Below are 17,779 nucleotides of genomic sequence, written 5' to 3'. Positions count from 1 at the left end.
CGGCGACCCGCCCGCGCGAGGCGCGGGCACCCGCCGGGCCGGTGCGGCACGGTCGACCGGCCGGTCGTCGGCGCTCACACCGCCGGGACGGCTGGGACGGTCAGGGGTGACGGGGGACATCCGCTCTACTCTGGCACGTCGCGCGGGCGGTGGCAGTCCGTTAACCCCTCCTAAGGACGGCGAGTTCACCGAACCTGGGTCCTGCCCACCCGGGCCGGTCTAGCCTCGGCCCAGAGGGGGCGCGAGTCGCCGCCACCCGGGACGGGCCCGCCGGTCACGGTCCGGGCCGGCACGTCGCCCATGACCGCCCGGAGGAAGCCGTGACGACGCCATACCCGCCTCCCCCACCACCACCGGCCCAGGGACGCGACCGAACCACCCTCTGGGGCGTGCTGGGCATCGTGCTGGGGCTGATCTGCTGCGGCATCTTCGGCATCGTCTTCGGTTACCTGTCCATCCGCGACGCCCGGCGGTACGGGCAGTCGCCGCTGCTCGGTTACCTCGCCATCGCGTTCGGCGTGATCAACATCATCGGTGGGGCGATCCTGCGGGCGACCGGCAACTACCCGTTCTGGAACAACGACTGACGCGTACGCCGAAGGGGGTCGACCGTAACCGGTCGACCCCCTTCGTGTTGCCTGACCGGCTCAGCTGCCGGACATGATCTCCCGCATCAGCTTCGCGGTCTCGGTCGGCGTCTTGCCGACCTTGACGCCGACGGCTTCCAGCGCCGCCTGCTTCGCCTCGGCGGTGCCGGCCGAGCCGGAGATGATCGCCCCGGCGTGACCCATGGTCTTGCCCGGAGGAGCGGTGAAGCCGGCGATGTAGCCGACCACCGGCTTGGTGACGTTGGCCTTGATGAACTCGGCGGCCCGCTCCTCGGCGTCGCCACCGATCTCACCGATCATGACGATGGCGTCGGTCTCCGGGTCGGCCTCGAACGCCGCGAGGGCGTCGATGTGGGTGGTCCCGATGATCGGGTCACCGCCGATGCCGACGCAGGTGGAGAAACCGATGTCGCGCAGCTCGTACATCATCTGGTAGGTCAGCGTGCCGCTCTTGCTGACCAGGCCGATCCGGCCGGAGCCGGTGATGTCGGCCGGGATGATGCCGGCGTTGGACGCGCCCGGCGAGGCGATGCCCGGGCAGTTCGGCCCGATGATCCGGGTCCGCTCGCCCTGCGCCACGTTGTACGCCCAGAACGACGCGGTGTCGTGCACCGGGACGCCCTCGGTGATCACCACGGCCAGCGGGATCGCGGCGTCGATCGCCTCGACCACGGCGGCCTTGGTGAACTGCGGCGGCACGAAGATGACGGTGACGTCGGCCCCGGTCTCGGCCATCGCGTCCGCGACCGACGCGAAGACCGGCAGCTCGGTGCCGTCGAAGTCGACCTTCTGGCCCGCCTTGCGCGGGTTGACGCCGCCCACCACGTTGGTGCCGGCGGCCAGCATCCGCCGGGTGTGCTTGGAACCCTCGGAACCGGTCATCCCCTGGACGATGACCTTCGAGTCCTTGGTCAGCCAGATAGCCATGATCAGACCCCCGCAGCTGCCAGCTCGGCGGCCCGCTCGGCCGCACCGTCCATGGTGTCCACCCGCTGCACGAGCGGGTTGTTCGCGCTGTCCAGGATCGCCCGGCCAGCCTCGGCGTTGTTGCCGTCGAGACGGACGACGAGCGGCTTGGTGACCTGCTCGCCGCGCTGCTCCAGCAGGGCCAGCGCCTGGATGATGCCGTTGGCGACCTCGTCGCAGGCGGTGATGCCGCCGAAGACGTTGACGAAGACGCTTTTCACGGCCGGGTCGGAGAGCACGATCTCCAGCCCGTTCGCCATCACCGCGGCGCTCGCGCCGCCGCCGATGTCGAGGAAGTTGGCCGGCTTGACGTTGCCGTGCCGCTCACCGGCGTACGCGACCACGTCGAGGGTCGACATGACCAGACCCGCGCCGTTGCCGATGATGCCGACCTCGCCGTCGAGCTTGACGTAGTTGAGGTCCTTGGCCTTGGCGGCCTGCTCCAGCGGGTCCACCGCGGCCTGGTCGACGAGCGCCTCGTGGTCCGGGTGCCGGAACGCCGCGTTCTCGTCCAGGCTGATCTTGGCGTCGAGCAGCAGCATCCGGCCGTCGCCGTTCTTGGCGAGCGGGTTGACCTCGACCAGGGTGGCGTCCTCGGCGACGAACGCCTGCCACAGGCCGACGGCGATCTCGACCACCTGGTCGGCGACCTCGGCCGGGAAGCCGGCAGCGGTCACGATCTCGCGGGCCTTGGCCTCGTCCACGCCCTTCACGGCGTCGATCGGGGCCTTCACGACCTTGTCGGGGGTCTCGGCGGCGACCTGCTCGATGTCCATGCCGCCGGCGACGCTGGCGATGCAGAGGAAGGTGCGGTTCGCCCGGTCGAGCAGGTACGAGAAGTAGTACTCCTCGGCCACGTCCGCGGTCACCGTGATCATGACCTTGTGGACGGTGTGGCCCTTGATGTCCATGCCGAGGATGTCGGTGGCCCGAGCCACCGCCTCATCCGGGCCCTCGGCCAGCTTGACGCCGCCGGCCTTACCTCGGCCGCCGACCTTTACCTGCGCCTTGACGACCACACGGCCGCCAAGGCGTTCGGCGATCGCGCGGGCCTCTTCCGGGGTAGTGGCGACGCCGCCGGCCAGCACGGGCAAGCCGTGCCGCTCGAACAGGTCCCGCCCCTGGTACTCGTACAGGTCCACGATTGCGCGTCCCGTCCCGTCTCCGCGGCGCGCCGTCGCGCCGCCACCAGCGTTCAGAAAACAGTTTGACGCCTGTCATCAGTTGAAACAGGCCATTGGCCGCAGCCTAGCGAGGTCGGCACCACCGGCAACCGAGCGGGTGCACGGTGTGCGGTAATGCACAACCGGACATCAGGTGTGGCCGGTTTCCGGCCATGACCCGGGCCGCATCCACCGTCCGGGCGATGTTGTCCGGCTTGCGTAACCCCGTCGTGGGGGCGTCGTTGAGTCAGGTGTCGGAGCGCTGAACAGCGCAAAGACGGGATACGGCCGATGCCCTGTCGGTCGAGGGGTGGCGGCGGGGCATCGTGCATAGAGGGGCCGGACGTGTGAGGGGTGCGTCCGGCCCCTCCCCCGTGCCCAAATCCGTTCGCGCAGCAGATCGGCGCGGCTCAGGAAACCGACTGGGCCACGTTCTGTCGGACCCACTCGACAATCGCCTGGGTGGTGGCGCCCGGCGTGAAGATCTTCGCGACGCCCAGCTTCTCCAACTCGGGAATGTCGCCGTTCGGAATGATGCCGCCACCGAACACGACGATGTCGCGGGCGTCGCGTTCACCGAGCAGTTCCAGCACCCGTCGGAAGAGCGTCATGTGCGCGCCGGAAAGAACGGACAGGCCGACCGCGTCGGCGTCCTCCTGGATGGCGGTCTCCACGATCTGCTCGGGGGTCTGGTGCAGGCCGGTGTAGACGACCTCCATCCCGGCGTCCCGCAGGGCGCGCGCGACGACCTTCGCGCCCCGGTCGTGGCCGTCCAGGCCAGGCTTCGCGACGACGACCCGAATTCGAGAGCTCATCAGCGCACACCTTTCACCGGCTTGACCGCCTTCACCTTAACGAACGGTAACCCGGCGGGCCCGGCCCGGGAAATCCGGGCTCTGTCACCGGCCGTTACCCGGCGCGTCCACCCGGCAACCCGGAGGAGTCGGCCCGGCACCATTCCCGGCACACTCCTGGCCAGGCCGGCGACACCGTCCCCGCGGCGTTCGGAGTCAAGCCGGACGACTCCGCCGAAACGGTCACGCTCGGCGACGAACGGGCAGCGACGGGGGCACCGTTTGGCGTCGCGATGCGTGACAATCAGGGACGCAAACGGACAGATCGACACGCCAATTTTTCCGTCTAGCTTGTGACTCGCCTGGCTGTTGGCTAACGTGTCCACGGTTGTCATCAGGTCCATGGACGGGTGACGACGCGGTCAGCGGACGCTTCACTGGAGCTTCAGGGACGCCCACCGGCCGCTTCGGAACCCCGACAACGGAGGGTGTGCGTGCGCCAGCGCCTGTCGTCTGAGCCCGATCGATATCGCGGTCGCCGCCGCGTACCCACCCCACCCCGCAGCCGTTACGCCGCTGTCGTCACCACCGCGTTCGTCGGTGCCGGCATCGTGGCCCTCGGCGCGAGCGCCCTGCCGGACGCCAAGGACGTCAGCCCGACGGTCCTCGACGAGCTCAAGCAGGCGTCGGTCACCAGTCAGGACGCCGCGGCCCGTGCGGACAACGCCGACCGTGCCTCCCGGGACAGCCGCAACACGGACAGCGCCGAGCCCGAGGTCTGGCTGCTGCCGCTGCAGGGCTACGACTTCAACTCCCCGTACGGGATGCGCTGGGGCAAGCTGCACACCGGCGTAGACCTGGTCGCCGGCGAGGGCACGCCCTACGTGGCGATCCACGACGGGCTGGTCACCAAGGCCGGCTGGTTCGGCGGGTACGGCAACGCGGTGATCGTTCAGCACGCCGACGGCAGCGAGGCCATCTACGGCCACTCCTCCGCAGTGAGCGTCAAGGAAGGCCAGCAGATCAAGGCGGGCGACCAGCTCGGCCTGGTGGGTCAGACCGGCCACGCGTACGGCACCCACCTGCACCTGGAGATCCATGTCAAGGGGCAGCCGATCGACCCGGTGCCGTTCCTCCAGGAGCGCGGAGTGGACATCAAGCTGCAAGTCGAGGCAATCTACAGTGAGGTAGCCGCCTCCTGACGGTGCGTAACGACCGTTGACCGCCCGGATCTGTCGATCCGGGCGGTTTCGCGTTGGGCGGTGTCGGCCGATGTATCCCGGGTCACAGCCGCGAATGTGACCGACGGCACCCGCTTACATGATCACTTTTCCGGATGTAGCGCCGCACAACAGGTCATATCCGGGCACCCGGCCCTCAGCTCTCCGTCCGGGGGTTCGGTCCCCGCGCCCGCCTCACCTCGGCCCGACACCAGTATTTCGAGGTCAAGTGCCCCTCGACTGTGAAGGTCCGCCGTGCAGGAAGACAGCCCCGTGCAGAACGAGAACACCCCCGACACCAGCCCCACCGCGCAGCCGCAGCGCGCCGGCCGGCGGAACCGCCTCATCGTGCTCGGGGCAGCCGCCCTGGTGGCCCTCGGCCTCGGTGGCGTCGCCGTCGCCACCAGCGGCACCGACCACCCGGCACCCGCCGCCGTCTCCCTCGACGCCCAGACCCGGGCGGAGGCCGCCAGCCGGGCCGACCGCTCGATCCGTGAGTCGAGCACACCGGTCACCCCCTCGCTCAGCCCGACGCCGAGCCCGTCGGCGGTCAGCGCCAGCCCCACGAAGACGGCCGCCGCGAAGGCCAAGCCGAAGCCGAAAAAGACCGCCAAGCCCACGCCCGCCTGGGTCGACCCGATGCCGGGCGCAGCCGTCACGTCCTGCTACGGGCAGCGCTGGGGCACCCTGCACGCCGGTATCGACCTGGCACTGCCCTCCGGTACGCCGATCCGCGCCGCTGCCGCCGGCACCGTGACCCAGGCCGGCGACGCCTCCGACGGGTACGGCAACTCCGTCTTCATCGACCACGGCAACGGGTACCTGACCCACTACGCCCACCAGAGCCGCATCGCGGTCACCGTCGGCCAGGCGGTCAAGGCCGGCCAGGTCATCGGCTACGAGGGCGCCACCGGCGATGCCACCGGCCCGCACCTGCACTTCGAGGTGCACCAGGGCATGTGGAACCAGATCGACCCGGCCCCGTTCATGCGGGCCCGTGGCGTCGACCTGGGCTGCTGAGGCGACATCCCGGCGCGGTCCGCGCGTAACAGCAGGGAAGGAGGGGCCTGAGGCCCCTCCTTCCCTGCGTCAGTGCAATGGTGCGGGCGCGACGGGGTCAGAGCTTGTCGACCGGGGCGTGCCGGAGCACCAGCCACATGGTCTGGTCGCCGAAGTCGATCTGCGCGCGGGCACCCGGGCCGTGCCCCTCGACGGCCAGCACCCGCCCCAACCCGTACCGCTGATGATTGACCCGGTCGCCCGCGGACACCTTCGGCCCCTGCGGCAGCTCGCTGGCCGTGGTCAGCCGGCTGGCGTCCACCCCGAGCCGCTGGGCCAGCTGCGCCGCCTTCGGCGTGCCACCGGTGAAGGTGCCACGGCCGCCGGGCACGCGGTCCGCACGGCCGCCCACGCCGCCGCCCCCGCCAGCCCACGAGGTGTACGAACCCTCGGTGCGCTCCCAGTGCACCAACTCGGTCGGCAGCTCCTCCAGGAAGCGCGACGGCGGGTTGTAGGACGGCTGCCCCCAGGCCGAGCGGGTGACCGCCCGGGAGAGGTAGAGCCGCTGTCGGGCACGGGTGATGCCGACGTACGCCAGCCGGCGCTCCTCCTCCAACTCGCGGGTGTCGCCGAGCGAGCGCAGGTGCGGGAAGACGCCGTCCTCCAGCCCGGTCAGGAAGACCACCGGGAATTCCAGCCCCTTGGCGGTGTGCAGGGTCATCAGGGTGACCACGCCCTGGTGGTCGGGGTCGTCGGAGGGGATCTGGTCGGCGTCGGCGACCAGCGCCACCTGCTCCAGGAAGCCGGCCAGGGTGGCCCGCTCCCCCTCCTCGCCCTGCGACTCGATCCGCTCGGTGTACTCCCGGGCGACGCTTACCAGCTCCTGGAGGTTGTCCACCCGGCCGGCGTCCTGCGGGTCGAGGCTCTCCTCCAGTTCGGTGAGGTAGCCGGATCGGGTCAGCAGCGCCTCCAGCACCTCTTCCGGGGTGCCGGTCTCGGCCAGCTCGCGGGCGCCGTCGAGCAGCGCCACGAAGTCGGCGATGCCGTTGGCCGCCCGGCTGGAGATGCCCGGCGCCTCCCGGGCCCGGCGCAGCGCCGCGCCGAAGGAGATCCGGTCGCGGCTGGAGAGCGCCTCGACACACGCCTCGGCGCGGTCGCCGATCCCCCGGCGCGGGGTGTTGAGCACCCGCCGCAGGCTCACCGTGTCGTCGTCGTTGACCACCGAACGCAGGTACGCCAGGGCGTCGCGGACCTCCTTGCGCTCGTAGAAGCGCACCCCGCCGACCACCTTGTAGGGCAGACCGACGCGGATGAACACCTCCTCGAAGACCCGGGACTGGGCGTTGGTGCGGTAGAAGACCGCCACGTCGCCGGGGCGGGTCTCGTCGGCGTCGACCAGCCGGTCGATCTCCCGGGCCACCCAGTCGGCCTCGGCGTGCTCGGTGTCGGCCACGTAGCCGACGATCTGCTCGCCGGCGCCGGCCTCGCTCCACAGCCGCTTGGGCTTGCGGGAGGTGTTGCGGTCGATCACCGCGTTGGCCGCGTTGAGGATGGTCTGGGTGGAGCGGTAGTTCTGCTCCAGCAGGATCGTCCGCGCGTCGGTGAAGTCCCGTTCGAACTCCAGGATGTTGCGGATCGTCGCGCCCCGGAACGCGTAGATCGACTGGTCGGCGTCACCGACGACGCACAGCTCGGCGGGCTCCAGCCCGTCGGTGCCGGAGACCAGCTCCTTGATCAGGACGTACTGGGCGTGGTTGGTGTCCTGGTATTCGTCCACCAACACGTGCCGGAACCGCCGGCGGTAGCTCTCCGCGACGTGCGGGTGGGACTGGAGCAGGTGCACCGTCGTCATGATCAGGTCGTCGAAGTCCAGGGCGTGCGCCTCACGCAGCCGGCGCTGGTAGAGCGTGTACGCCTCGGCCAGCGCCCGCTCGTTGGGCCCGGTGGCCCGCGCCGCGAACTGCTCCGGGTCGACCAGCTCGTTCTTGAGGTTGGAGACCTGGGCTGCCAGCCCACGCGCCGGGTAGCGCTTCGGGTCGAGATCCAACTCGCGGGTCACCAACTGCATCAGCCGGCGGGAGTCGTCCGCGTCGTAGATCGAGAACGTCGACTTGAGGCCGGCGTGCTCGTGCTCGGCACGCAGGATCCGCACGCAGGCCGAGTGGAACGTCGACACCCACATCAGACGGGCCCGGGGGCCCACCAGCGCGGCAACGCGCTCCTTCATCTCGCCGGCGGCCTTGTTGGTGAAGGTGATCGCGATGATCTCACCGGGGTGCACGTCCCGGGCGGCGAGCAGGTAGGCGACCCGGTGCGTGAGCACCCGGGTCTTGCCGGACCCGGCGCCGGCCACGATCAGCAGCGGCGACCCGGCGTGGCTGACGGCGTCGCGCTGCGGCCCGTTCAGCCCGGCGAGCAGCTGCTGCGGATCGAGGCGCGCGGCGGCCGCCCCGGGTCGGTACGGGCGGGCCGGCGCGGACTCCGGCGCAGGCGGGGACGCGGGGATGTCGAAGAGAGGATGCATCGCCCGACAAGTCTATGCCGCGGGCCGGACACTGCGCCTCTGGCGCTCAGCAGCTCGTGCCCGACGGCGCGCACCCACCACCCGGTACGCCCACCGACGCGAAAGGCGCCCTCCGCGACGCGGAATGCTTGCGCACCCGGCAACGACGTGGGCATACTCGACGACGTGATCGCTGCGCGCTTCTACTTTTACTATGGCACCGGGAGTCCGGCTGCCGTAGGTCGCGCCTGATCGATTCAGACCTGCTAAAGCCCCGGGCTCCTGGAGTCCGGGGCTTTTTCCGTCCCAGGTTCCGGGCACCGGGCACCACAGTGCGAGAGGTACCCGATGATGACAGACGTGATGGAGCAGAGCGGCAGCCCGATCCGACCGGGGCAGCCCGCGGCGCAGGAGGCTGAGCCGGTGGTGGCCACACCGCCGACGGGTGGGGACGCCGAGCCCACCGAGCAACAGACCGGCACCCAGGAGCCGTCCGCCGCCGCGCGGATCGTGCAGATCAGGGAACGGATCGACGAGATCGACCACGCGTTGATCACGCTCTGGCAGGAGCGGGCCGCGTTGTCCCAGGAGGTCGGGGTGACCCGGATGGCGTCCGGCGGGACTCGCCTGGTGCTCTCCCGGGAACGGGAGATCCTGGAGCGGTTCCGGGTCGCGCTCGGTGCCGACGGCACCCAGTTGGCCCTGCTGCTGCTCCGCGCGGGCCGCGGCCCGCTGTGAGCCGCACCGGCCCGGGTCACCCGGCCCACTGACGCGGCCGTGCGCTGCGGTGCGGCACGGGGCCGGATCGTCTCGGCGATCCGCAGCGCACAGGCGGTCACGGACAGACGAAACCGCCTGCCGTCGTCGTGGTGACGGCGGCAGGCGGTCTCGGTGACTTACACCTCGTGGGTGGCGACGATCTCGCGCTTCTCCGCGAAGTGGCAGGCGCTCGGGTGGTCCGAGTCCCGCCGGATCTCCAGCAGCGGGACCTGCTCGGCGCAGACGTCCTGTGCCTTCCAGCAGCGGGTCCGGAACCGGCAGCCCGAGGGCGGGCTGATCGGCGACGGCACGTCACCCGTGAGCCGGATGATCGTCTTGTTGTTCCGCTGCGTCGGGTCCGGCACCGGCACCGCGGAGAGCAGAGCCTGGGTGTACGGGTGGGTCGGTCGCTCGTAGATCTCGTCCTCGGTGCCGATCTCGACGATCTTGCCGAGGTACATCACCGCGACCCGGTCCGACAGGTGGCGGACCACCGACAGGTCGTGTGCGATGAAGACGTACGAGAGGCCGAACTCGCCCTGCAACTGCTCCAGCAGGTTCATGACCTGGGCCTGGATGGAGACGTCCAGCGCCGACACCGGCTCGTCGCAGACGATGATCTCGGGCCGCAGCGCGAGCGCACGGGCGATGCCGATGCGCTGACGCTGACCGCCGGAGAACTGGTGCGGGTACCGGTTGATGTGCTCCGGGTTGAGCCCGACCAGGTCGAGCAGCTCCCTGACCTTGGCCCGGCGGCTGCCCTTCGGCGCCACCTCCGGGTGGATCTCGAACGGCTCACCGAGCAGGTCGCCGACGGTCATCCGCGGGTTCAGCGAGGTGTACGGGTCCTGCATGACCAGCTGGATCTGCCGGCGCAGGCGTCGCAGCCCCCCACCGGAGAGCTTGGAGATGTCCTGACCCTTGTAGAGCACGCTGCCTTCGGTCGGCTTCTCCAGGTTCATCAGCACCCGGGCGAGCGTCGACTTGCCGCAGCCGGACTCGCCGACCACGCCGAGCGTCTCGCCGGCACGCAGACCGAACGAGACCCCGTCGACCGCCTTGACCTGACCGACGGTCTTCTTGAACACCACACCCTGGGTGACGGGGTAGTGCTTGACCAGGTCCTTGACCTCGAGGATGTTCTCAGACACGGTTCACCAGCTCCTCGGCGAAGTGGCAGGCGCTGGCCCGGGCGGGGCCGACCTGCAGCAGCGGCGGGACCTTCTCCCGGCACACCGGCTGAGCCATCGGGCACCGCGGGTTGAACGGGCAGCCCGGCGGGATGTTCATCAGGTTCGGCGGGAGGCCCTTGATCGTCCGGAGCTGCTGCCCCTTCTCGTCCAGGCGCGGGATCGAGTCGATCAGACCCAGGGTGTACGGGTGCGCCGGCTTGGCGTACAGCTCGTACACGTCCGCTTCCTCGACGATCCGGCCCGCGTACATGACCGCGATCCGGTCCGCGACGTCGGCGACCACACCGAGGTCGTGGGTGATCAGGATCATGCCCATCTGCCGCTCGCGCTGAAGCTCGGCCAGCAGGTCCATGATCTGGGCCTGCACGGTCACGTCGAGGGCGGTGGTCGGCTCGTCCGCGATCAGCACCTCCGGGTCGAGCGCCAGCGACATCGCGATCATCGCGCGCTGCCGCATACCGCCGGAGAACTGGTGCGGGTAGTTGTTGAACCGACCCTTGGCGTTCGGGATCTTGACCTGGTCGAGCATGTCGATCGCGCGCTTCTTGGCCTCGGCGCGGCCCATGCCCCGCCGAACCCGGAACTGCTCGGCGATCTGGAACCCGACGGTGAAGACGGGGTTCAGCGCGGAGAGCGCGTCCTGGAAGATCATCGCGATGCCCTCGCCGCGGATGCGGCGGCGCTCCTCGTCGGACATGCGGAGCATGTCCTTGCCGTGGAAGCGGACCTGCCCACCGGTGACGAAGCCGGGCGGCGTGTCGAGGATGCCCATGATGGTCTGCGCGGTGACGCTCTTACCGGAGCCGGACTCGCCGAGCACGGCGAGGGTCTCCCCCGCGTCGACGTGGTACGTGACCCCGTTGATGACCTTTGCGACGCCGTCCCGGGTACGGAACTCCACCCGCAGGTCGTCGACCTCGAGCAGCCGGCCGGAGGGACGCCCGGACCCGCCGGGTCCCGGCGCGGACTGCTCGGACACGAGAATGTCGGACACTGGATCTCCCCTAGCGGAGTTTCGGATCGAGGGCCTCGCGGACCGCCTCACCGAGCATCACGAAGCTCAGCACTGCGGTGACGAGGAACGCGGCGGGGAAGAAGACCAGCCCTGGCGCGACCCGGAGGAAGTCCTTACCGTCGCTGATCATGATGCCCCAGGAGACCACCGGCGACTTCAGGCCGACGCCCAGGAACGACAGGGTGGCCTCGGCGCCGATGAACGAGCCGACCATGATCGTGCCGTAGACCAGCAGCGGGGCCAGGCAGTTCGGCAGCAGGTGCTTGAGGATGATCCGGCCGGTGCCGGCGCCCAGCGCCCGGGCCGCGACGATGTAGTCGGCCTCCTTGGTGGCGAGCACCGAGGAACGCATGAGGCGCATCACGACCGGCCAGCTCAGCACGATCAGCGAGATGGTCACCAGGCTCATGATCTTGATCTTGCTGTTGCCCGAGCCCGAGCCGTTGAACGTGGTCAGGATGACGATCGCGCCGAGCACGAACGGCAGGCCGAAGAAGACGTCGGCGATCCGGCTCAGCAGCCCGTCCACCCAGCCACCGCGGTAGCCGGCGATGATGCCCATGGTGCCGCCCACCAGCAGGGTGCCGAGCACGGCGAGCACGGCAACCTGGATGGAGGCGCTGGCGCCGTAGATGACGCGAGCGTAGACGTCGCGGCCCTGCAGGTCGTACCCGAACCAGGCGTCCCCGGACGGCTTGCCCAGGCTGCGGGACAGCGATCCGTTGACGGCGTCGCCCGGGGCGAACAGGGCCGGGAAGAGCGCCATCAACACGAAGACCACGATCAGCGTGCTCGCGATCCAGAACAACGGCTTGCGCCGGAGGTCCTGCCAGGCGTCACCGAGCAGGCCACGGGGCTTCTCGTTGCTCTGCGGCTGGCCCGCGGTGGCGGGGGTGCCGGAGTCGGTGGGGTGCGCGCCAGGGGTGCTGACGATCGATGCGGTGCTTGGGTCACTCATAACGGATCCTCGGGTCCAGGGCGGCGTAGAGCAGGTCAACCAGCAGGTTCATCACGAGATAGACCAGCACCAGGACGACCACGATGCCCACCACGGTGGCGCTTTCCTTGGTCACGATCGCGCGGTACACCGCGCGGCCGATTCCGTTGATGCCGAAGATCCCCTCGGTGACGATCGCGCCGCCCATCAGGGCACCGAGGTCGGTGCCGAGCAGAGTGACCACCGGGATGAGCGAGTTGCGCAGCAGGTGCACGCCCACCACCCGGCGCATCGGCAGACCCTTGGCGATCGCGGTGCGCACATAGTCGGCGCGGCGGTTCTCCGCGATGCTGGTTCGTGCCACCCGGGCGATGTAGGCCACTGACGCACTGCCCAGCACGAAGCCCGGCACGATCAGCTCGGACCACCGCATCTCGGAGGAGACGGTCGGCTTGACGAGGCCCCACTGCACGCCCAGCAGCCACTGAAGCACGAAGCCGACGACGAAGACCGGCAGCGCGATCAGGAAGAGAGTGGAGACCAGGACCAGGTTGTCCAGGAAGCCGTTGCGGCGCAGACCGGTCAGCACGCCGGCGCCCAGGCCGATGACCGCCTCGATGGCGAGCGCCACCAGGGCCAGCTTCAGCGTGTTCGGGTACGCCGTGGCGATGATGTCGCCGATATCGCGTTGCGAGAACGTCTGACCGAAGTCACCCTGGAGCAGGTTCTTCATGTAGTTGCCGTACTGCACGAAGACGTTCTGGTCGAGGTGGTACTTCTCGGTCATGAAGGCGATGTACTGGTCCGGGCAGCGACGCTCGCCGCACTTGCCGGCGAACGGATCGCCCGGAACGGCCCAGACGAGCCAGTAGATCAGGAACGTCGTACCGATGAAGACGGGCACGAGTTGGAGCAGCCGTCTCAACAGATAACGGCCCATGGGGTGGTCCTCCAGACAGGGGGCGCGTCGGACGGCCGACACGGTGGTGACAACGTGCGAGTGGAGTGTTGTAACACCCACTCGCGGAACGGCCCCGGGTCGGGCTCACCGGATGTGGCGAGCCCGACCCGGGGTCAGACCGTTCGGATCAGAGCTCGACCGAGGTGATGTCGAGTTCGCCGACGTTGTTCAGCTCGAGCTTCTTGATCTTCTCCGAGTGGCCGGACTGCTGACCGTAGAAGTAGATCGGGATGCTCGGGACGTCCTGGTCGACCTTCTCGACGGCCTTGGAGAACGCCTCGTGCGAGGCCTCCAGGCTCGGCGCGCCGCTGGCCTGCTTGGCAAGGGCGTCGACCTCGGGGTTGCTGTACAGGCCGTCGTTCGAGGAGCCACCCGTGACGTAGAGCGGGTTGACCCAGTTCTCGACGTCCGGGTAGTCCTGCTGCCAGGCAGCCCGGTACGGGCCCTTCATCTGGTGGGCGTTGATGCCTTGGCGGAAGACCGCGAAGGTCGGCACGCCCTCAGCCCGAGCGTTGATGCCGAGGTTGGTCTTGACCTGCTGCGCAACGGCGTCCATCCACTCCTTGTGGCTGGAGTCCGAGTTGTAGTAGAAGACCATCTCACCGGTGAAGCCGCCGGCCTCGGTCAGCAGCTGCTTGGCCGTGGTCGGGTCGAACTTGCAGGCGGTGCAGTTGCCCGGCTTGGCGCCCGGGGTCAGCGGGTTCGCCCAGCTGTCGGCCGGCTTGCGGGTACCGAAGAAGATCTTGTCCGAGATTTCCTGCCGGTTGATCGACAGCGACACGGCACGACGCAGCTTCGGGTTCTGGAAGCGCTTGTCGTAGGTCGGGAACGCGATCAGCGCGGTCGACGGCGTGACGGTCGAGCGGCCCCGGTCACCGAGGTCGGTCTTCCACTTGTCGCCGGCGAGCGCCGAGGTGGGGACAACCTCCATGAAGTCGAGGTTGTTGGACAGCAGGTCGGCGTAGGCGGCCGTCTCGTCCTGGTACAGCTTGACGTCGACGTCCTTGACCTTCATCTTGTCGCGAAGGTTGTAGTCGTCGAAGCGCGTCAGCTTGATGAGGACGTTGTCCTCCCACGACACGAACTTCACCGGGCCGTTGCCGATCGGCTTCTTGCCGAACTCCTCGGGCTTCTGGGCGAAGAAGGCGTCCGGCAGCGGCATGAAGGCGCTGTAGCCGAGCTTGGTCGGGAAGACCGCGGTCGGCGCTGCCAGGGTGACCTCGAAGGTCTGGTCGTCGATGACCTTCAGGCCGGACAGCTTGTCCGTCGACGGGGTGGGGGCCTTCTGCGGGCCGTCCGCACCATCCGGGTCCGTGGTGTAGGTCTTGTCGAAGCCCGCGATGTCGGAGAAGAAGCTGCCGTTCTGCGCGCCGTTCGGCGAGTAGGCAGCCCAGTTCCAGGCGTCGACGAAGTTCTTCGCCTTGACCTCGGTACCGTCGTGGAACTTGGTGCCGGCCTTGATCTTGATCGTGAAGACCTTGGAGTCCGTGGTGTTGATCGACTCCGCAAGCGCGTTACGCGGGGCCCCACCGTCGTTCGGGTACTCGACCAGGCCGGTGAACAGCCAGTCGATCACCTTGCCGCCGCCGGTCTCCGTGGTGTTCGACGGGACCAGCGGGTTCTCCGGCTGGACGCCGTGGACGCTGATCGAGCCGTCCTTGCTGGCGGCGGCGTCGCCGTCACCGTCACCGCTCGAGCAACCGCTCGCGACAAGCGCGGCAGCCGCGCTGAGCGCGATCGCGCTCGTCGCCCGCTTCGAGACTCTCATTCCGAGGGGCCTCCTCTTTCTAACCAGGTTCCGTCGTGGGTTTCACGCACGTTTGGGGGTGACACCGCCCGACCACCCCGGGGCGGGGGTCGCCGGGACCACAGGGAAGTTGGGGACACCCCTGATGTTCCGATCCGCCGGGCTCCCCCGCCAACGAGGCGCGACACGACGCAATCGACACAGCCACGGGCCGCCGAAGTCGGCAGAATCGTGGTCGTGGGGCGTACGGAGTGCCACACACCGATGGTGAGGTGTTGCCACTGTGACACTCACTGGCCGCTTCCGTGAAGGTGCCGTTATCAAGCCGTTAGTTGCCTGCCACGTTGCCGATACTTGAAAAATGATCATAAAACGGTCGACGCGGGCGGCACTGACCAGGAAATACGTTGCGCCGCCCGAACGACGGGCCTCGGCCGGTACGCACGCCCCAGGGCCAGCCGGGCCCGGTGGGACGTCCGTCACCACTCACGTTTCGACCCATCCGGATGAGGGGCCCTACGGCTACCCGGACACGATCACCGGCTGGGTGTACGAGGGCGTACCGGACGTTTCTCTGATCCTCACCGGTGGCGACACACCGTCACACGAGCCGGCGATCAGCCGCCCAGCGGGAGAGCTCGTAGCGGTTGGACATCTGAAGCTTGCGCAGCACGTTCGACACGTGCGTCTCCACCGTCTTGATGGAGATGAACAGCTCCTTGGCGATCTCCTTGTACGCGTACCCCCGGGCCAGCAGCCGCAGCACCTCCCGCTCACGGTTGGTGAGCTGGTCCAGCTCCGGGTCGGCCACCGGTGCGTCCGGCCGGGCCGCGAAGGCGTCCAGCACGAACCCGGCCAGCCGTGGGCTGAACACCGCGTCCCCGTCGGCCACCCGACGGATCGCGGCAGCCAACTCGTCCGGGGAGATGGTCTTGGTGACGTACCCCCGGGCGCCGGCACGGATCAGCCCGATCACATCCTCCGCCGCGTCGGAGACGCTCAACGCGAGGAACTTGACCTGCGGGTGCGTACGCCGCATCGCCTCCAGCACCGCGCGACCACCGCCGTCGGGCATGTGCACGTCGAGCAGCACCACGTCCGGGCCGACGGCGGCGATCCGGGTGACCGCCTCGGCCACCGTGCTCGCCTCGCCCACCACCTCGACGTGGGCGCCCAACTCCGCGCGCACCCCGGCTCGGAACATGGCGTGGTCGTCCACCAGGAACACCCGCAGCCGCTCGGGGCGGGCATCCGCCGGGTCGAGGTGCTCGGTCGACTGCTCGGCCATGGTCATCTGTTCCTCTCCGCTGCGGACGAGTCCCGGGAGATCGGCAGGATCAACCGGACCTCGGTCCCCTCCCCCGGGCCGGACCGGATCTCGGCCCGTCCGCCGTGCCGCTTCATCCGCCCGATGATCGAGCCGCGTACGCCGTGCCGGTGGTCCTCCACGGTATCCGGATCGAAGCCCTTCCCCCGGTCCCGGACGAAGACACTGACCTGATCCGGCTCCACCTCGGCGTAGAGCGACACGGTCTGCACGCCGGCGTGCCGGGCCGCGTTCACCAACGCCTCCCGCGCGGCCGCGACCAGCGCGCCGACCTTCTCGTCGGTCTCCCGGTCCCCCACCACCACCGTCTCCACGCTGATCGCGAAGGTGTCCTCGACCTCGGCCGCGGCCTGCTCCAGAGCGGCGGCGAAGCGTTCACTCGGCGACGCGGTCGGCTTGTAGAGCCAGTTGCGCAGGGAACGCTCCTGCCCTCGGGCCAGCCGCTGCACCGTCTTGACGTCGCTGGCGTTGCGCTGGATCAGGGCCAACGTGTGCAGCACCTGGTCGTGCACCATCGCGGCCAGCTCGGCCCGTTCCTGCTCGCGGATGCGCCCCTCGCGCTCCGAGCGGAGCTGGCTGTACGTCCGCCAGAGCACCGGCGCGGCGACCACGCCGACGCCCGCCAGCCCGACCAGCGCGAAGATCACGCCATTGATCACGGCGTCGAAGTTCTGTGCGGGCGAGTAGACGGCCGCGACGCCGATGATGCCGACCGCGACCAGCACTCCCCCGCCGATGAAGCGGAGCACGAAGGCCCGCCGGTCGCTCTCCTCCACGACCGCGCCCAGCCAGGGCACCGGCATCGCGTCGCCCCACTGTCGCCGCCGCTCGGGCGCGGACTGGTGCCAGATCACCCCGGCGCCGACCGCGATGATGGCCACCAGCCAACCGGCGGTGCCCGCCGCGCCGACCGAGTCGAAGACCATAACCTGGATCAACAGGACACCGAGCCCGATCCCCACGAACGGCAGGAGTTGCGCGACGTCCCGCCGGGGCGGCACCGCGGTGTCACCGGGACGCAGCGGCACCACCGCCCAGAAGGCCGCGTAGAGCAGCAGGCCGAGCCCGCTCAGCCCAAGCAGGACCATGAACGCGACGCGCACCCGCAGCACCGAGATGCCGAGATGGTCGGCGATACCGGCGGCGACGCCGGCGGCCATCCGGTGCTCCGGGGCGCGGTAGAGGCGCGGGGGCGGGGTCACGGTGCTGATCGGGGGCTCCCTGGTCACGGTGGCGGACAGGTCGAGGTCGGTGACTCGATCGTCACACGCTGCGGCGTCCGCCGACCACGGGGACGCCCCCGACATTCCGGCCGCCGGATCTCAGGGTGGGGTCAGGGTCGGGTCCTGAGGTCGTTCGGGTGGACCGGGCAGCAGGATCGAAGCATGACCGAGGAAGCTGCCCCGCCGCCCCGACCGGGGTCGGCACAGTCGGGCGGTTCAGCACCGCCGCCGCCCGCCACCACGCCCACCGAACGGCCCGAGCCCAGCACGTTCGGTCCGCACGCTGGCACCGACGCGACCGCCGACACCGCGACCGGCGATCCGGCCGACGGCTACGCGCCGCCCACGGCGGGCTACGGCCCCG

15 protein-coding genes and 1 pseudogene are annotated in these 17,779 nt (G+C 69.6%); 5 read left to right on the top strand and 11 right to left on the bottom strand.

Annotated features, from left to right (window positions below; all coding sequences use genetic code 11):
* The first annotated feature begins 320 nt into the window (after positions 1 to 320).
* Positions 321 to 587 (top strand): DUF4190 domain-containing protein, encoded by a 267-nt coding sequence (locus tag PSH25_RS03000; RefSeq protein WP_124822700.1) that lies wholly within the window; start codon positions 321 to 323, stop codon positions 585 to 587.
* A 60-nt stretch (positions 588 to 647) separates the two neighbouring features.
* On the opposite strand, the gene sucD is transcribed toward PSH25_RS03000, so the two are convergent.
* The 3 genes from sucD to icmB all read right to left on the bottom strand — a co-directional run bounded on the left by sucD (position 648) and on the right by icmB (position 3,552).
* Positions 648 to 1,535, bottom strand: coding sequence for a succinate--CoA ligase subunit alpha (sucD, locus tag PSH25_RS02995; RefSeq protein WP_238657516.1), 888 nt, complete (start codon positions 1,533 to 1,535; stop codon positions 648 to 650).
* Positions 1,536 to 1,537: 2 nt separating this feature from the next.
* Entirely contained in the window at positions 1,538 to 2,716 is a 1,179-nt protein-coding gene (gene sucC, locus PSH25_RS02990; protein ID WP_091406357.1) for an ADP-forming succinate--CoA ligase subunit beta, read from the bottom strand.
* Between the two features lie 431 nt (positions 2,717 to 3,147).
* Complete coding sequence (gene icmB, locus PSH25_RS02985; protein ID WP_238657515.1) at positions 3,148 to 3,552, bottom strand: coenzyme B12-dependent isobutyryl CoA mutase small subunit; 405 nt, start codon at positions 3,550 to 3,552, stop codon at positions 3,148 to 3,150.
* A 473-nt stretch (positions 3,553 to 4,025) separates the two neighbouring features.
* On the opposite strand from icmB, the gene PSH25_RS02980 reads away from it, so the two are divergent.
* Together PSH25_RS02980 and PSH25_RS02975 are read left to right on the top strand one after the other, a co-directional pair.
* Entirely contained in the window at positions 4,026 to 4,733 is a 708-nt protein-coding gene (locus tag PSH25_RS02980; RefSeq protein WP_238657514.1) for a M23 family metallopeptidase, read from the top strand.
* Between the two features lie 273 nt (positions 4,734 to 5,006).
* Complete coding sequence (locus PSH25_RS02975) at positions 5,007 to 5,771, top strand: M23 family metallopeptidase (protein ID WP_372492703.1); 765 nt, start codon at positions 5,007 to 5,009, stop codon at positions 5,769 to 5,771.
* A gap of 97 nt (positions 5,772 to 5,868) precedes the next feature.
* On the opposite strand, the gene pcrA is transcribed toward PSH25_RS02975, so the two are convergent.
* Positions 5,869 to 8,274: a DNA helicase PcrA gene (pcrA, locus tag PSH25_RS02970; protein ID WP_238657513.1), complete on the bottom strand. Its 2,406-nt coding sequence runs from the start codon at positions 8,272 to 8,274 to the stop codon at positions 5,869 to 5,871.
* Positions 8,275 to 8,601: 327 nt separating this feature from the next.
* On the opposite strand from pcrA, the gene PSH25_RS02965 reads away from it, so the two are divergent.
* Positions 8,602 to 8,991 carry a chorismate mutase gene (locus tag PSH25_RS02965; RefSeq protein WP_238657512.1) on the top strand — a complete coding sequence of 130 codons (390 nt, stop codon included), beginning with the start codon at positions 8,602 to 8,604 and terminating at the stop codon, positions 8,989 to 8,991.
* Between the two features lie 158 nt (positions 8,992 to 9,149).
* Here the strand turns inward: PSH25_RS02965 and PSH25_RS02960 are convergent, their stop codons facing one another.
* The 7 genes from PSH25_RS02960 to PSH25_RS02930 form a co-directional block, all read right to left on the bottom strand.
* Positions 9,150 to 10,163 carry an ABC transporter ATP-binding protein gene (locus PSH25_RS02960; protein ID WP_308193610.1) on the bottom strand — a complete coding sequence of 338 codons (1,014 nt, stop codon included), beginning with the start codon at positions 10,161 to 10,163 and terminating at the stop codon, positions 9,150 to 9,152.
* Complete coding sequence (locus tag PSH25_RS02955) at positions 10,156 to 11,184, bottom strand: ABC transporter ATP-binding protein (RefSeq protein ID WP_091406372.1); 1,029 nt, start codon at positions 11,182 to 11,184, stop codon at positions 10,156 to 10,158. Before PSH25_RS02955 ends, PSH25_RS02960 begins: the two co-directional genes overlap by 8 nt.
* A 25-nt stretch (positions 11,185 to 11,209) precedes the next feature.
* Entirely contained in the window at positions 11,210 to 12,178 is a 969-nt protein-coding gene (locus PSH25_RS02950) for an ABC transporter permease (RefSeq protein ID WP_238657511.1), read from the bottom strand.
* On the bottom strand, positions 12,171 to 13,097 hold the full coding sequence (locus tag PSH25_RS02945; RefSeq protein ID WP_238657510.1) for an ABC transporter permease: 927 nt from the start codon (positions 13,095 to 13,097) through the stop codon (positions 12,171 to 12,173). Before PSH25_RS02945 ends, PSH25_RS02950 begins: the two co-directional genes overlap by 8 nt.
* 148 nt (positions 13,098 to 13,245) lie before the next feature.
* Complete coding sequence (locus PSH25_RS02940; protein WP_238657509.1) at positions 13,246 to 14,886, bottom strand: peptide ABC transporter substrate-binding protein; 1,641 nt, start codon at positions 14,884 to 14,886, stop codon at positions 13,246 to 13,248.
* Between the two features lie 580 nt (positions 14,887 to 15,466).
* Entirely contained in the window at positions 15,467 to 16,153 is a 687-nt protein-coding gene (locus tag PSH25_RS02935) for a response regulator (protein WP_030337843.1), read from the bottom strand.
* Between the two features lie 2 nt (positions 16,154 to 16,155).
* A complete protein-coding gene (locus tag PSH25_RS02930) occupies positions 16,156 to 17,421 on the bottom strand; it encodes an ATP-binding protein (protein ID WP_238657517.1) in 1,266 nt (421 codons plus the stop codon).
* Positions 17,422 to 17,577: 156 nt separating this feature from the next.
* On the opposite strand from PSH25_RS02930, the pseudogene PSH25_RS02925 reads away from it, so the two are divergent.
* Positions 17,578 to 17,779 (top strand): annotated as a pseudogene (locus tag PSH25_RS02925) (hypothetical protein); the annotation flags it as partial.

Source organism: Micromonospora foliorum (genome assembly GCF_022229015.1).
In the GTDB taxonomy this organism is placed as follows: domain Bacteria; phylum Actinomycetota; class Actinomycetes; order Mycobacteriales; family Micromonosporaceae; genus Micromonospora; species Micromonospora foliorum.
This window is presented reverse-complemented; position numbering and strand designations above follow the sequence as displayed.